This window comes from Pseudomonas sp. MUP55 (assembly GCF_034043515.1).
In the GTDB taxonomy this organism is placed as follows: domain Bacteria; phylum Pseudomonadota; class Gammaproteobacteria; order Pseudomonadales; family Pseudomonadaceae; genus Aquipseudomonas.
Map to the genome: position 1 here is coordinate 1,935,550 of NZ_CP138214.1, position 13,990 is coordinate 1,949,539.

11 protein-coding genes are annotated in these 13,990 nt (G+C 58.6%); 10 read left to right on the forward strand and 1 reads right to left on the reverse strand.

Annotated features, from left to right (window positions below; genetic code table 11):
• The first annotated feature begins 56 nt into the window (after window positions 1-56).
• The 7 genes from SC318_RS08780 (at window position 57) to SC318_RS08810 (ending at window position 10,559) form a co-directional block, all read left to right on the forward strand.
• A complete protein-coding gene (locus tag SC318_RS08780) occupies window positions 57-2,888 on the forward strand; it encodes a 2-oxoglutarate dehydrogenase E1 component (protein WP_320430444.1) in 2,832 nt (943 codons plus the stop codon).
• Between the two features lie 44 nt (window positions 2,889-2,932).
• Window positions 2,933-4,153 carry a 2-oxoglutarate dehydrogenase complex dihydrolipoyllysine-residue succinyltransferase gene (odhB, locus tag SC318_RS08785; RefSeq protein WP_320430445.1) on the forward strand — a complete coding sequence of 407 codons (1,221 nt, stop codon included), beginning with the start codon at window positions 2,933-2,935 and terminating at the stop codon, window positions 4,151-4,153.
• A 107-nt stretch (window positions 4,154-4,260) separates the two neighbouring features.
• Window positions 4,261-5,697: a dihydrolipoyl dehydrogenase gene (gene lpdA, locus SC318_RS08790; protein WP_320430446.1), complete on the forward strand. Its 1,437-nt coding sequence runs from the start codon at window positions 4,261-4,263 to the stop codon at window positions 5,695-5,697.
• A 204-nt stretch (window positions 5,698-5,901) separates the two neighbouring features.
• Entirely contained in the window at window positions 5,902-7,068 is a 1,167-nt protein-coding gene (gene sucC / locus SC318_RS08795; protein WP_003190011.1) for an ADP-forming succinate--CoA ligase subunit beta, read from the forward strand.
• The gene (gene sucD / locus SC318_RS08800) at window positions 7,068-7,949 is read left to right on the forward strand and encodes a succinate--CoA ligase subunit alpha (RefSeq protein WP_003172813.1); all 882 of its coding nucleotides are present in this window, start codon (window positions 7,068-7,070) and stop codon (window positions 7,947-7,949) included. Before sucC ends, sucD begins: the two co-directional genes overlap by 1 nt.
• 414 nt (window positions 7,950-8,363) lie before the next feature.
• Window positions 8,364-9,677: a branched-chain amino acid transport system II carrier protein gene (gene brnQ / locus SC318_RS08805; RefSeq protein WP_320430447.1), complete on the forward strand. Its 1,314-nt coding sequence runs from the start codon at window positions 8,364-8,366 to the stop codon at window positions 9,675-9,677.
• 141 nt (window positions 9,678-9,818) lie between these two features.
• A complete protein-coding gene (locus SC318_RS08810) occupies window positions 9,819-10,559 on the forward strand; it encodes a DUF599 domain-containing protein (RefSeq protein ID WP_320430448.1) in 741 nt (246 codons plus the stop codon).
• Between the two features lie 83 nt (window positions 10,560-10,642).
• Here the strand turns inward: SC318_RS08810 and SC318_RS08815 are convergent, their stop codons facing one another.
• On the reverse strand, window positions 10,643-10,900 hold the full coding sequence (locus SC318_RS08815) for a hypothetical protein (protein WP_057722672.1): 258 nt from the start codon (window positions 10,898-10,900) through the stop codon (window positions 10,643-10,645).
• Window positions 10,901-11,054: 154 nt separating this feature from the next.
• On the opposite strand from SC318_RS08815, the gene SC318_RS08820 reads away from it, so the two are divergent.
• From SC318_RS08820 to htpG, 3 genes are all read left to right on the forward strand, one after another.
• Entirely contained in the window at window positions 11,055-11,531 is a 477-nt protein-coding gene (locus tag SC318_RS08820; protein WP_320430449.1) for a PaaI family thioesterase, read from the forward strand.
• Window positions 11,528-11,980, forward strand: coding sequence for a PaaI family thioesterase (locus tag SC318_RS08825; protein ID WP_320430450.1), 453 nt, complete (start codon window positions 11,528-11,530; stop codon window positions 11,978-11,980). Before SC318_RS08820 ends, SC318_RS08825 begins: the two co-directional genes overlap by 4 nt.
• Window positions 11,981-12,069: 89 nt before the next feature.
• Complete coding sequence (gene htpG / locus SC318_RS08830) at window positions 12,070-13,974, forward strand: molecular chaperone HtpG (protein ID WP_306492308.1); 1,905 nt, start codon at window positions 12,070-12,072, stop codon at window positions 13,972-13,974.
• Window positions 13,975-13,990: the final 16 nt, after the last annotated feature.

The following is a 13,990-nucleotide window of genomic DNA, read 5'->3' on the forward strand; positions in this document are numbered from 1 at the left end:
TGCAAGCAAACTCGGTGTTTTCGCCGGTGGTGTCCCCAAATCGAGGGTGACCAAGCATGCAAGAAAGCGTGATGCAGCGCATGTGGAACAGCGGCTATCTTTCAGGTGGTAACGCTGCCTATGTGGAAGAGCTTTATGAGCTCTACCTGCACGACCCTAACGCTGTGCCAGAAGAATGGCGCACCAAATTTCAGACGTTGTCTTCAGACGGCAACGCTGCCACCGATGTATCGCACGCTGCGATTCGCGATCATTTCGTGCTGCTGGCAAAGAACCAGCGCCGCGCCCAACCGGTTTCCGCCGGCAGCGTGAGCAGTGAGCACGAGAAGAAGCAAGTTGAAGTGCTGCGACTGATCCAGGCTTACCGGATGCGTGGCCACCAGGCGGCCCAGCTTGACCCGCTGGGGCTCTGGCAGCGTCCTGCACCTGCTGACCTGTCGATCAATCATTACGGCTTGACCAATGCCGATCTTGATACGACCTTCCGTGCCGGCGACCTGTTCATCGGCAAAGAGGAAGCGAGCCTACGCGAAATTCACGAAGCGTTGCAGCAGACATATTGCCGCACCATTGGCGCTGAATTCACGCACATCACCGATTCCGAGCAACGCCAGTGGTTCCAGCATCGCCTGGAAGGCGTGCGTGGCCGTCCGGTATTGTCCGCCGATGTGCGCAGCCACCTGCTCGAGCGCGTGACCGCAGCGGAAGGCCTCGAAAAATACCTGGGTACCAAATACCCGGGCACCAAGCGTTTCGGCCTGGAAGGCGGCGAAAGCCTGATTCCGATGCTCGACGAGCTGATCCAGCGTTCCGGTTCCTACGGCACCAAGGAAGTCGTGATCGGCATGGCTCACCGTGGTCGCCTGAACGTGTTGGTCAACACCTTCGGCAAGAACCCGCGCGAGCTGTTCGACGAGTTCGAAGGCAAGAAGAAGGTCGAGCTGGGTTCCGGTGACGTTAAATACCACCAGGGCTTCTCGTCCAACGTGATGACCACCGGCGGTGAAGTTCACCTGGCCATGGCCTTCAACCCATCCCACCTGGAAATCGTTTCTCCAGTGGTCGAGGGTTCGGTGCGTGCTCGCCAGGACCGTCGTAACGACACTACCGGTGAGAAGGTCCTGCCGATTTCCATCCACGGTGACGCGGCGTTCGCCGGTCAAGGCGTGGTCCTGGAAACGTTCCAGATGTCGCAGACCCGCGGCTTCAAGACCGGCGGTACCGTTCACATCGTCATCAACAACCAGGTTGGCTTCACCATCAGCAACCCGCTGGATGCGCGCTCCACCGAGTACGCCACCGACGTTGCCAAGATGATCCAGGCGCCGATTCTCCACGTGAATGGCGATGACCCGGAAGCCGTACTGTTCGTGACCCAGCTGGCTGTCGACTACCGCATGCAGTTCAAGCGTGACGTGGTGATCGACCTGGTTTGCTACCGCCGTCGCGGTCACAACGAAGCGGACGAGCCAAGCGGCACCCAGCCGTTGATGTACCAGCAGATCACCAAGCAGCGCACCACCCGTGAGCTGTACGCCGAAAGCCTGACCAAGGCCGGCGTGCTGGATGAGGCGCGTGTTCAGGCGAAAATCGATGAATACCGCAACGCACTGGACAACGGTCTGCATGTAGTAAAAAGCCTGGTCAAAGAGCCGAACAAAGAGCTGTTCGTTGACTGGCGTCCCTACCTGGGTCACACCTGGACCGCGCGCCACGACACCAGCTTCGACCTGAAAACCTTGCAGGAATTGTCCGCCAAATTGCTGGAAATCCCTGAAGGCTTTGTGGTTCAGCGCCAGGTTGCGAAGATCTACGAAGACCGTCAGAAGATGCAAGCCGGCGGCCTGCCGATCAACTGGGGTTACGCCGAAACCATGGCGTACGCGACCCTGGCGTTCGAAGGTCACCCGATCCGCATGACCGGCCAGGACATCGGCCGCGGTACGTTCTCGCACCGCCATGCTGTGTTGCACAACCAGAAAGACGCGGGCACCTACATCCCGTTGCAGAACCTGTACGAAGGCCAGCCACGTTTCGACCTGTACGATTCGTTCCTGTCCGAGGAAGCCGTACTGGCGTTCGAATACGGCTATTCCACCACCACGCCTAACGCGCTGGTGATCTGGGAAGCTCAGTTCGGCGACTTCGCCAATGGTGCCCAGGTGGTTATCGACCAGTTCATCACCAGCGGCGAGCACAAGTGGGGCCGTCTGTGCGGTCTGACCATGCTGCTGCCCCACGGTTATGAAGGCCAGGGTCCTGAGCACTCCTCGGCCCGTCTGGAGCGTTACCTGCAGCTGTGCGCCGAGCACAACATCCAGGTGTGCGTGCCGACTACCCCGGCGCAGATCTACCACTTGCTGCGTCGCCAGGTGATCCGCCCGCTGCGCAAGCCGCTGGTCGTGTTGACTCCCAAATCGCTGTTGCGTCACAAACTGGCCGTTTCGACCCTGGAAGATCTGGCCGAAGGTTCGTTCCAGACCGTGATTCCAGAGATCGATACGCTGGACGCCGCCAAGGTCACTCGCCTGATCCTGTGCAGCGGCAAGGTCTATTACGATCTGCTGGAAAAACGTCGTGCCGAAGGCCGCGAAGACATCGCCATCGTGCGTATCGAGCAGCTTTACCCGTTCCCGGAGGAGGACCTCATGGAGATCATCGCGCCTTACACCAACCTCACGAATGTCGTGTGGTGTCAGGAAGAACCGATGAACCAGGGCGCGTGGTACAGCAGCCAGCATCACCTGCGTCGCAGCATCGGCAATCACAACAAGGCCCTGGGCCTGGAGTACGCCGGTCGTGATGCGTCTGCTGCACCTGCTTGTGGTTATGCGTCGATGCACGCCGAGCAGCAGGAAAAACTGCTGCAAGATGCTTTCACTGTTTAACGCCTTCGCGCTGACTGAAACCGAATTTTAAGGACCTACAGATAATGGCTATCGAAATCAAAGCCCCGTCATTCCCGGAATCGGTTGCCGATGGCACCGTTGCCACCTGGCACAAGAAACCAGGCGAGGCCGTCAAGCGTGACGACCTGATCGTCGACATCGAGACCGACAAGGTCGTGCTGGAAGTGTTGGCCGAAGCCGACGGCGTGCTGGGCGCAATCGTTGCAGAAGAGGGCGCTACCGTTCTGTCGAACCAGGTCCTGGGCTCGATCGAAGAGGGCAGCGCTGCTGCTGCTCCTGCTGCCGCCGCGCCGGCTGCCGCCGCCGCGCCTGCCGCAGCCCCTGCTGCGGGTGGCGAAGATCCAATCGCTGCACCGGCTGCGCGTCAGCTGGCTGAAGAGAACGGCATCAACCTGGCTTCCATCAAGGGCACCGGCAAAGACGGCCGTGTCACCAAGGAAGACGTGGTTGCGGCTGTTGAAGCCAAGAAAAACGCTCCGGCTGCCGCACCGGCCAAGCCCGCTGCTCCAGCTGCCGCCGCGCCTGTATTCGCTGCTGGCGATCGCACCGAGAAGCGCGTTCCGATGACCCGTGTACGTGCCACCGTGGCCAAGCGCCTGGTTGAAGCACAGTCGAACATGGCGATGCTGACCACGTTCAACGAAGTCGACATGACCGAAGTCATGGCGCTGCGTTCCAAGTACAAGGACCTGTTCGAGAAGAGCCACAACGGCGTGCGCCTGGGCTTCATGTCGTTCTTCGTGAAAGCGGCCACCGAAGCGCTGAAGCGTTTCCCGGCAGTCAACGCTTCCATCGACGGCGGCGACATCGTTTACCATGGCTACGCAGACATCGGCGTTGCCGTGTCCAGCGACCGTGGCCTGGTGGTTCCGGTTCTGCGTAACGCCGAGCTGATGAGCCTGGCTGAAATCGAAGGCGGCATCGCCGGCTTCGGCAAGAAAGCCCGTGACGGCAAGCTGACCATCGACGAGATGACCGGCGGTACCTTCACCATCACCAACGGTGGTACCTTCGGTTCGATGATGTCGACGCCGATCGTCAACCCGCCGCAAGCTGCGATCCTGGGCATGCACAACATCATCCAGCGTCCGATGGCCATCAACGGCCAGGTCGTGATCCGCCCAATGATGTACCTGGCACTGTCTTACGATCACCGCCTGATCGATGGTAAAGAAGCCGTGACGTTCCTGGTGACCATCAAGAACCTGCTGGAAGATCCGGCTCGTCTGCTTCTGGATATTTGATTGAAGCAGCTTCAAGTTGCGAGCTACAAGCTGCAAGACAGAAGCAGTTTGGCTTGCAGCTTGAGGCTTGGAGCTTGAAGCTTGTAGCTAATAGAGGATCTATTTTCATGACACAGAAATTTGACGTTGTAGTGATCGGTGCAGGCCCTGGCGGCTATGTGGCCGCCATCAAGGCCGCACAGCTGGGCCTTTCGACTGCTTGCATCGAAAAGTACACCGACAAGGAAGGCAAACTGGCGCTGGGCGGTACCTGCCTGAACGTTGGTTGCATTCCTTCCAAGGCGCTGCTGGACAGCTCCTGGAAATTCCACGAAGCCCAGGACGGTTTCGCGATCCACGGCATCAACCATGCTGGCGTGACCATGGACGTGCCAGCGATGGTCAGCCGTAAAGCCAACATCGTCAAAGGCCTGACTTCCGGCGTTGCCACCTTGTTCAAGGCCAACGGCGTTACTTCCCTGCAAGGTCATGGCAAATTGCTGGCCGGCAAGAAAGTTGAAATCACCAAGCCGGACGGCTCGGTAGAAGTCATCGAAGCCGAGAACGTGATCCTGGCCCCAGGCTCGCGTCCAATCGACATTCCGCCTGCTCCAGTTGACCAGAACGTGATCGTTGATTCGACCGGCGCCCTGGAATTCCAGGCCGTACCTAAGCGTCTGGGCGTGATCGGCGCTGGCGTCATCGGCCTGGAGCTGGGTTCGGTATGGTCTCGCCTGGGTGCTGAAGTCACCGTTCTGGAAGCCCTGGACACGTTCCTGCTGGCCGCCGATACCGCGGTGTCCAAGGAAGCACTGAAAACCCTGACCAAGCAGGGCCTGGACATCAAGCTGGGCGCTCGCGTGACCGGCTCGAAGGTCAACGGCGAAGAAGTTGTCGTGACCTACACCGACAAGGAAGGCGAGCAGACGATCACCTTCGACAAGCTGATCGTAGCCGTTGGTCGCCGTCCAGTGACCACTGACCTGCTGGCCTCCGACAGCGGCGTGAGCATCGACGAGCGTGGTTTCATCCACGTTGACGATCACTGCGCCACCACCGTACCGGGCGTTTACGCGATTGGCGACGTGGTTCGTGGCATGATGCTGGCCCACAAGGCTTCCGAAGAAGGCATCATGGTTGTCGAGCGCATCAAGGGTCACAAGACCCAGATGAACTACGACCTGATTCCATCGGTTATCTACACCCACCCGGAAATTGCATGGGTCGGCAAGAACGAACAGCAGTTGAAAGCTGAAGGCGTTGAAGTTAACGTCGGCACCTTCCCGTTTGCCGCTTCCGGCCGTGCCATGGCAGCCAACGACACGGGTGGTTTTGTCAAAGTCATCGCTGATGCCAAGACTGACCGCGTATTGGGCGTCCACGTGATTGGCCCGAGCGCTGCGGAACTGGTTCAGCAAGGCGCTATCGGTATGGAGTTCGGCACCAGTGCCGAAGACCTGGGCATGATGGTCTTCTCCCATCCGACCCTGTCCGAAGCGTTGCACGAAGCAGCGTTGGCAGTGAATGGCGGCGCCATCCACATCGCCAACCGCAAGAAGCGCTAAGCGAGATAATAAGAAACCACGGCGGAGTTGCCCGTCGTGAGCCTTGCGCGCAAGACTCACCGCGGAATATCCGCTGGACGCAGCCTTGCGCAGCTTTACGGGCGATAAGCCCCGCAAGTTGCGCGAGCAGCAGTCACAGGTGGCGCGGCACTCATAATGAGCGCAGCGCCGAATGCGCAGTACCTAACGAAGACGGTAAAAAGCATGAATCTTCACGAGTATCAGGGTAAGCAGCTGTTCGCTGAATACGGCCTGCCAGTTTCCAAGGGCTACGCAGTAGACACCCCGGAAGCAGCAGCAGAAGCTTGCGACAAAATCGGCGGCAGCGAGTGGGTTGTCAAAGCCCAGGTCCACGCCGGTGGTCGCGGTAAAGCGGGCGGCGTTAAGCTGGTTCGCAGCAAAGAAGACGCCAAGGCCTTCGCACAGCAGTGGCTGGGCAAGCGTCTGGTGACTTACCAGACTGATGCCAATGGCCAGCCAGTCACCAAGATCCTGGTTGAATCGTGCACTGATATCGCTAAAGAGCTGTACCTGGGCGCTGTCGTTGACCGTTCGAGCCGTCGCATCGTGTTCATGGCTTCCACCGAAGGTGGCGTGGACATTGAGAAGATCGCTCACGAAACCCCAGAAAAAATTCTGAAGGCCACTATCGATCCACTGGTTGGCGCTCAGCCATTCCAGGGTCGCGAGCTGGCTTTCCAGCTGGGTCTGGAAGGCAAGCAGGTTGCCCAGTTCGCCAAGATCTTCGTAGGTCTGGCCAAACTGTTCCAGGATCACGATCTGGCCCTGCTGGAAGTGAACCCGCTGGTGATCAAGGCTGACGGCGATCTGCACTGCCTCGACGCCAAGATCAACATCGACGCCAACGCCATGTACCGTCAGCCTAAGCTGAAGACTTTCCACGATCCGTCCCAGGACGATCCGCGCGAAGCGCACGCTGCCAAGTTCGAACTGAACTACGTAGCCCTGGAAGGTAACATCGGCTGCATGGTCAACGGTGCCGGCCTGGCCATGGGTACCATGGACATCGTCAACCTGCATGGCGGCAAGCCAGCCAACTTCCTCGACGTAGGTGGTGGCGCTACCAAGGAACGCGTTACCGAAGCGTTCAAGATCATCCTGTCCGACTCCAACGTCGCTGCAGTACTGGTCAACATCTTCGGCGGCATCGTTCGTTGCGACATGATTGCCGAAGGCATCATCGGTGCAGTGAAAGAAGTTGGCGTTAAAATCCCGGTTGTTGTTCGCCTTGAAGGTAACAACGCTGAACTGGGCGCTAAAGTACTGGCAGAAAGCGGTTTGAACATCATCGCGGCTACCAGCCTGACCGACGCTGCTCAACAAGTTGTCAAAGCTGCGGAGGGCAAATAATGAGCGTCCTGATCAATAAAGACACCAAAGTTATCTGCCAGGGTATTACCGGTTCGCAAGGTAGTTTCCACACCCAGCAAGCCATCGAATACGGCACCAAGATGGTTGGCGGCGTAACGCCAGGCAAAGGCGGCACCGAGCACCTGGGCCTGCCAGTGTTCAACACCGTGAAAGATGCTGTAGCTGCCACTGGCGCCACCGCCAGCGTCATCTACGTTCCAGCTCCTTTCTGCAAGGACTCGATCCTGGAAGCGGCATTCGGCGGCATCAAGCTGATCGTGTGCATCACCGAAGGCATTCCTACCCTGGACATGCTGGACGCGAAAGTTAAGTGCGACGAGCTGGGCGTAGTCCTGATCGGCCCTAACTGCCCAGGCGTGATCACTCCAGGCGAATGCAAGATCGGCATCATGCCAGGTCACATTCACTTGCCAGGCAAGGTCGGTATCGTTTCCCGTTCCGGCACCCTGACCTACGAAGCTGTGAAGCAGACCACTGACGCCGGTTTCGGTCAGTCGACTTGCGTCGGCATCGGCGGTGACCCGATCCCGGGCTCCAACTTCATCGACATCCTGAAGCTGTTCCAGGAAGACCCGAAGACCGAAGCGATCGTGATGATCGGTGAGATCGGCGGTTCGGCTGAAGAAGAAGCGGCTGCCTACATCAAGGCACACGTGACCAAGCCGGTTGTTTCCTACATCGCCGGTGTGACTGCCCCTGCGGGCAAGCGCATGGGCCATGCTGGCGCAATCATCTCTGGCGGCAAAGGCACTGCAGACGAGAAATTCGCTGCACTGCAAGACGCAGGCGTTAAAACCGTGCGTTCGCTGGCAGACATCGGCAAGGCCCTGGCCGAGCTGACCGGTTGGGCTGTCAAGTAAGCCTCGCGCTTAACTGACGCTCCTCCACACAAAGGCCACCTTCGGGTGGCCTTTGTGCTTTCTGGAACCTGCGCTAACCAAATGTGGGAGGGGGCTTGCCTCCGATAGCGGTGGTTCAGTTCACAACTAAGTGACTGACACACCGCAATCGGGGGCAAGTCCCCTCTCACATTTATTCGCATTGCCAAATTAAGTATGAAAATGCGACACCAAGATGTCGCTTATCGGACGGTCCGCCCCGCAACAGTGCGTTTGTCAGCCCAATTCTGTAACCTAGCCGCCTCTTTATGCGCCCGCATCCCAAAAGGAAGCGGCGCGCCAGACCGGTCGGTCCCCATAAGGGCCGGCAGCATTTCCCTCATCCATAGGGAAGCCCTCTCTAAATTCCGATTCAGTAGTGTGGTATTTCCTCAAATGAAAGTGTTGAAAAGCCAGGACATCCTGGCGTTGGGCTTTATGACCTTTGCCCTGTTCGTGGGCGCCGGCAACATCATCTTCCCGCCGATCGTTGGCTTGCAGTCCGGGCCTCACGTCTGGATGGCCGCTTTGGGTTTCCTGATTACCGCGGTCGGCCTGCCGGTCGTCACCGTGATCGCGCTGGCCAAGGTCGGCGGCGGTATGGATGCGTTGAGCAGCCCGATCGGCAAGATCGCCGGTGGCTTGCTCGCGGCCGCGGCGTACCTGGCGGTAGGCCCGCTGTTCGCCACGCCGCGTACCGCGACGGTATCGTTCGAAGTGGGCCTGGCGCCGCTGACCGGGGAAAGCCCGCTGGCGCTGTTCCTCTATAGCTCGGTGTATTTCCTGGTGGTGTTTTTCGTGTCCCTGTACCCAGGCCGCCTGCTGGACACCGTGGGGCGTTTCCTTGCGCCGCTGAAGATTATCGCCCTGGCTATCCTCGGCATTGCGGCGTTTGCCTTGCCGGCCGGTGAGGTCGGTGTCGCCATGCCGGAATACGTCGCTGCGCCGTTCTCCCAGGGTTTTATCAATGGCTACCTGACCATGGATACCCTTGGCGCGCTGGTGTTCGGCATTGTGATCGTCAACGCGATTCGCTCCCGTGGCGTTGAATCGCCCAAGCTGATTACCCGCTACGCCATCATTGCCGGACTGATCGCCGGCGTGGGCCTGGCGCTGGTGTATGTCAGCCTGTTCCGCCTGGGTTCGGGCAGCCATGCCGTGGCCGCAGGGGCCAGCAACGGTGCCGCAGTGCTGCACGCCTATGTGCAACACACCTTCGGCTCCCTGGGCAGCGGTTTCCTGGCTGTGCTGATCTCCCTGGCGTGCCTGGTCACTGCCGTGGGCCTGACTTGCGCCTGTGCCGAGTACTTCAGCCGCGTGCTGCCGCTGTCCTACAAGACCCTGGTGGTGATCCTCGCGCTGTTCTCGCTGTTCGTGTCCAACCTGGGGCTGACCAAGCTGATCGCGTTTTCCATCCCGGTGCTCACCGCGATCTATCCGCCCTGCATCGTGTTGGTGGCCCTGAGCTTCTGTAAGGGCTTCTGGCAGGAGCAGGGCCGTATCGTCGGTCCGGTGATGCTGGTTTCGTTTATTTTCGGCTGCATTGATGCACTCAAGGGCGCGGGCCTGGCGGAGTGGATGCCGTCGCAGCTGACGCACCTGCCGCTCAGCGAACAGGGCCTGGCGTGGCTGGTGCCGTCGGTGATGATCCTGGTCGTGGCGGTGGTGATTGATCGCCTGCTGGGCAAGCGCAGCGAGGCCATCGCGTAACCGCGGTTCAGGCATTACTGAAATGCCCCGTATCAATCGATACGGGGCATTTTTTTTGGGCGTCATGCAGTGTCTTTTTGTATGAGCTAGCGTCGAACAGATGACTAATTTCTCAAAATGGAACTGTGAACAAGGGCCCACATGTCGTTTGTCGAAACCAATCAAGTCCACCTGCTTGCCGCCCTGTGGTTCGTCCTGTGTTGGGGCGGCTATACCCGTTACGCCACGTGGAAAGCCCGCGATACGGCCTGCCTGGCCAGCGTGTTGCACCTTTACCGCGAAGACTGGATGCGTCGCATGCTGCTGCGCGATAACCGCATCGCCGACGCCAGCGTGATCGGTAACCTGGAGCGTAACGCCTCGTTCTTCGCCTCCAGCACGTTGATCATCCTTGCCGGCATCCTGACCGTGCTGGGCGCCTCCGAGCGAGCCGTGTCGTTGCTGGCCGATATCCCGATAGTGCAACAGGCCTCCCAGGGCATGTCGGAGATCAAGTTGCTGTGCCTGGCGCTGGTGTTCGTCTACGCCTTCTTCACCTTCAGTTGGTGCATGCGCCAGTACAACTTCGCTGCGGTGCTGGTGGGTTCTGCACCGATGATCGGTGAGCGGCATGTGTCGGAGCAGGAGCGCAATGCATTTGCCTTGCGGGCGGCGCGAGTGATCTCGATGGCGGCCAACCAGTTCAACTTTGGCCTGCGCGCTTATTACTTCGGCATGACCATGCTGGCCTGGTTTGTCAGCCCGTGGTTGTTCATGTTGATGAGCGCCGGGGTGGTACTAGTGCTTTATCGTCGTGAATTTCACTCCGATGTTTTACAGGTGATGGTGTATACCCCGACGGACATGCATGCCCAAGACCCTGCAAAAGACAGCGTATCTTAATGGCTGGGTAAAACAGCAGACAAAGAAAAGCCCGCTCTATAAGCGGGCTATCTTTTGCAGCACTACAGCATTACACCGTGCAATTACTGCTTGGCAGGCTCTGCAGGTGCGGCAGGTGCAGCTTCTTTAGCGGCGGCAGCGTTCGATTCAGCCTGAGCTTTGGCAGCATCGGCGTTTTCTTTCGCAGCGTCGTTCACTTTATCCTGTGCCTTCGCCATGTCTTGCTGAGCTTGCTCAGAATGTGCAGCGGCGTCTTGGGCTTTGTCTTCGGATTTCTTGTCGCAGGCAGCCAGACCGAGTGCAGCGGCCAGCATCATGGAAATAGCTAATGTCTTGCGCATGGTGTTTCTCCTTATTGAAGATATCTACTGGCCTTTCGAACTCAAGGGGCCAGCATTAGTTCCTTCTGTTCCAAAGATATATAGAGTTTTCGCCAGGAACTTTTCAAATTATTACCTATTTGCCCCGTCCACACTAATAAGAATCTAAAAAACAATGACCGAAACCCCCTTGTTAGACCGTGCCACCCGCTTTGTTTCGGCGCTTCGCCACTGCCAGGTACTTGGGGTTACGGTCCATGCTGCAACTCGGGAGGGCATGACGCTGGTACTGCCTTACGGCCCGTCTATCGTTGGTGATCCCTGCACCGGCGTCATCCACGGTGGCGCGCTGACATCTTTGATGGACACCGCTTGCGGCATGGCCACGCTGTGCGTATTGCCTGAGTTCGAGGTCTGTCCGACTCTGGATTTGCGTATCGACTACATGCATCCCGCCGAGCCGCATAAGGCTGTATACGGATTTGCCCAGTGCTACCGGGTGACCAGCGATGTGATCTTCACCCGCGGCTTTGCCTATCAGGATGACCCGCAGCAACCCATCGCCCATGTGGTGGGCACGTTCATGCGCATGGGCAAGCAACTCCATGGCACGCAAGGACTGGGCGACGCGATCAAGGGGGAGCAGGCATGACCCATCGATTCAAGACTCGCCTGGAACAAGCGCTTGAGCGCGGCAATTACGAAGCGCTGCTAGAGCTGATTCCCTACGCAAAGCTGATTGGCGTCGAATGCACGCGCTCAGGCGAAGAACTGTTGTTTCGCCTGCCAGCCAACAAGGACAACATTGGTAACCCTATATTGCCGGCGCTGCACGGCGGGGTGATCGCCGGGTTCATGGAACTGTCAGCAGCGTTGCACTTGCTTGTGTCCACCGGCGCGCCGGGCTTGCCGAAGATCATCGATTTTTCCCTGGATTACCTGCGCGCCGGCCAGTTTCGCGACACCTACGCCACATGCCAGGTATGCCGTCAGGGGCGGCGTGTCGCCAACGTGGCAATCACTGCCTGGCAAACCATTCCTACCGAGCCGATAGCCACCGCTCGCGCACATTTCAAGATCGAGCCATTGCCGCGCCCTTGAAATCCAGCGTGGAGTCCCCAACTTTGATGACAACCCGCCGCTAACCCTTTCGGGCGCGGCCACTGCCATCCAATTGGAGTTTGATGACCATGAGTGTGGAAACTCAAAAGGAAACCCTGGGCTTCCAGACCGAGGTGAAGCAACTGCTGCACCTCATGATCCATTCGCTGTATTCCAACAAGGAAATTTTCCTTCGCGAATTGATCTCGAACGCCTCTGACGCTGTCGACAAATTACGTTTCGAAGCCCTGTCCAAGCCTGAGCTGCTGGAAGGTGGCGCGGAACTGAAAATCCGTGTGAGCTACGACAAAGACGCCAAGACCGTCACCCTCGAAGACAACGGTATCGGCATGAGCCGTGACGATGCGATCACCCACCTGGGGACCATCGCCAAATCCGGCACCGCCGATTTCATGAAGAATTTGTCGGGCGACCAGAAAAAAGATTCTCACCTGATCGGCCAATTCGGCGTGGGCTTCTATTCGGCCTTCATCGTTGCCGACAAGGTTGAAGTGTTCAGCCGTCGTGCCGGCCTCGACGCCAGCGAGGGTGTGCATTGGGCCTCGAAAGGCGAGGGCGAGTTTGAAATCGCCACCATCGACAAGCCTGACCGTGGCACCCGTATCGTGCTGCACCTGAAAGAGGGCGAAGACGAATTCGCCGATGGCTGGCGCCTGCGCAACATTATCAAGAAATACTCTGATCACATCGCCTTGCCGATTGAGCTGCCCAAGGAACAAACGGCTGCTGAAGGCGAAGAAACACCGGCGCTTGAGTGGGAAACCGTCAACCGCGCCAGCGCCCTCTGGACCCGTCCGCGTACCGAGATCAAGGACGAGGAATACCAGGAGTTCTACAAGCACATCGGTCACGATTACGAGAACCCGCTGAGCTGGAGCCACAACAAGGTCGAAGGTAAGCTGGAATACAGCTCGCTGCTGTACGTGCCGGCCCGTGCTCCGTTCGACCTGTACCAGCGCGAAGCGCCGAAAGGCCTGAAGCTTTACGTACAGCGTGTGTTCGTGATGGACCAGGCCGAATCGTTCCTGCCGCTGTACCTGCGCTTCATCAAGGGTGTGGTCGACTCCAACGACCTGTCGCTGAACGTGTCGCGGGAGATCCTGCAAAAAGACCCGATCATCGACTCCATGAAGTCGGCGTTGACCAAGCGCGTACTCGACATGCTGGAAAAACTGGCGAAGAACGAGCCTGAGAAATACAAGGGCTTCTGGAAAAACTTCGGCCAGGTCATCAAGGAAGGTCCGGCGGAAGATTTTGCCAACAAGGAAAAAATCGCAGGCCTGCTGCGTTTTGCCTCGACTCAAGGCGAAGACGGTGAACAGGTTGTGTCGCTGGCCGATTACCTGGCGCGCGCCAAGGAAGGTCAGGACAAGATCTACTACCTCACTGGCGAAACCTACGCTCAGGTCAAAAACAGCCCGCACCTGGAAGTCTTCCGCAAGAAAGGCATCGAAGTGCTGCTGCTGACCGACCGTATCGATGAGTGGCTGATGAGCTACCTCACCGAGTTCGACGGCAAGTCCTTTGTGGACGTGGCGCGAGGCGACCTGGACCTGGGCAACCTGGATTCCGAGGAAGACAAGAAAGCCGCTGAAGAAGTCGCCAAGTCCAAAGAAGGTCTGGTTGAGCGGATCAAGGCGTCTCTGGGCGACGCGGTCAGCGAAGTGCGGGTTTCCCATCGACTGACCGATTCTCCGGCGATCCTAGCCATCGGCGAGCAGGACCTGGGCATGCAGATGCGTCAGATCCTCGAAGCCAGCGGGCAGAAGGTTCCGGATTCCAAGCCGATCTTCGAATTCAACCCGGCTCACCCGCTGATCGAGAAGCTCGACGGTGAGCAGAGCGAAGAGCGGTTTGGCGACCTGTCGCACATCCTCTTTGACCAGGCGGCCCTGGCCGCTGGCGACAGCCTGAAAGACCCGGCCGCCTATGTGCGCCGACTGAACAAGCTGTTGGTTGAACTGTCGGTTTAACACCGTTGTAGAAAAA